At 72.2% G+C, this 1,300-nt stretch carries 2 protein-coding genes; both read right to left on the bottom strand.

The features are described 5' to 3' along the window. Positions 1–434, bottom strand: a 434-nt coding sequence (locus tag HGA02_RS19630) for an ROK family protein (RefSeq protein ID WP_168681077.1), incomplete at its 3' end; no start/stop codon positions are given. 1 nt (position 435) lies between these two features. Next, a partial coding sequence (locus HGA02_RS19625; protein WP_343035645.1) for a carbohydrate ABC transporter permease occupies positions 436–1,300 on the bottom strand: 865 nt, incomplete at its 5' end.

Below are 1,300 nucleotides of genomic sequence, written 5' to 3'. Positions count from 1 at the left end.
AGGAACGCGAGGTCGTGCTGCGCACCGTCGGCGTGCGGCTCGACGAACCGCGCCGCGCCCACGACGGCGGCGTTGAGGTCGTTCTCCAGCCGCACGGGGACGGGCCCCAGGCGGTCGGCGACCAGCGCCGCGAGGGCGACGCGCTCGTCGATGCCCAGGTTGACCGCGTGCTCGACGGTGCCCGCGACCACGTCGACGACGCCCGGCAGGCCGAGCCCGACGCCGACGAGGTCGCCCACCGCCACGCCCGCCAGGCCTGCGAGCTCCTCGACCGCCGCGACCGCACCCGCGACCACGCCGTCGAGGCCGCGCACGGTCCCCGCCTTCACCTGGTGCCGGACCGCGCCCGACGGGTCGAGCACCACTCCCAGGACCTTGCTGCCCCCGATGTCCAGCCCGACGGACCAGCCGCCGGACCTCACCCGCACGTCCACGTCAGCCCTTCACCGCGCCCGCCACCAGGCCGGACGTCATCTTCCCCTGCACGAACAGGAAGAACACGATCACGGGGACGGCGATGATCGCCGCACCGGCCATGACCACACCCCAGTCGGTCGCCCGGTTCGCCTCGACGAGACCCTGGAGCCACAGCGGCAGGGTGCGCTGGGCCGGGTCGGTCATGACGACGAGGGCCAGGGTGTACTCGTTCCACGCCTGCAGGAACCCGTAGACGCCGGAGGCGACCAGGCCGGGGGCCAGCAGCGGGAACGTGATGCGGAAGAACGCGGCGGTGCGGGAGAGCCCGTCGACCATCGCGGCCTCCTCGAGCTCGATCGGCACGCCCGCGACGAAGCCGCGCAGCATCCAGATCGTGAACGGCAGGATCGCCGCCGTGTAGACGAGCGCGAGGCCGCCGACGCGGTTCACCAGGTCCCAGCCGTCGAGCAGCTGGTACTGCGAGATGAACAGGCCCTCGGCGGGGATCATCTGCACGACGAGGATCGTGAGGATGAACGACTTGCGGCCCTTGAACCGGAACCGGCTCACGGCGAGCGCCGCGAGGAACGCGAACAGCAGCGCGGCGACCAGCACGATCACGACGACGGACAGGGACACGCGCATCGACGCCCAGAACGAGTCGTCGTTCACGACCCGGCGGAAGTTCGACCACGTGCCGCCGAGCGGCAGGAACGTCGGGTCCGGCGCCTGCAGCTTGTTGAGCGGCAGGAACGCGCTGTTGATCATCCAGTAGACGGGGAACACCCAGACGAGCGCGACGAGCACCGCGACGAGGCCGAGCAGGCGGCGCGCGAGCGCGCTCTGCGTCCGGCCGGCGTCCGACGACGCGCGTCGCCGGGGC

Origin of the sequence: Cellulomonas septica (assembly GCF_012396155.1) — a bacterium.
Classification (GTDB): domain Bacteria; phylum Actinomycetota; class Actinomycetes; order Actinomycetales; family Cellulomonadaceae; genus Cellulomonas; species Cellulomonas septica.
The sequence above is the reverse complement of the archived record's forward strand: the minus strand, read 5'-3'. Positions and strand labels throughout refer to the sequence as shown.